The 230-nt window shown below is 34.8% G+C and carries 1 protein-coding gene; it reads right to left on the bottom strand.

Going from position 1 to position 230, the window contains the following annotated elements; translation table 11 throughout:
• On the bottom strand, positions 1-230 hold a 230-nt coding region (locus AOA61_RS32035; RefSeq protein ID WP_218197421.1), incomplete at both ends, for a hypothetical protein.

Genomic DNA, 230 nt, shown 5'->3' with positions numbered 1-230 from the left:
GTCCTGTGATAAACCACTTTCTACTGCTAAAAAAGGCAATTCATACATTAACGTACCTTGCGCAAACATGATAGAAAAAGCTGTCAAAAAGACAGGGTATAAACGAGTATAAGAAATGAGGGATAATATGCCAGATTGCGTTCCACCACTTCTTTTTATAATTGTAGGTTGTGGCAAATAACGAACTGAAAGGTAAAATGCTAAGAAAGTTGTAAAGCTAATGACATAAT

Source organism: Pseudomonas sp. 2995-1 (genome assembly GCF_002742505.1).
Lineage (GTDB): Bacteria > Pseudomonadota > Gammaproteobacteria > Pseudomonadales > Pseudomonadaceae > Aquipseudomonas > Aquipseudomonas sivasensis.
The sequence above is the reverse complement of the archived record's forward strand: the minus strand, read 5'-3'. Positions and strand labels throughout refer to the sequence as shown.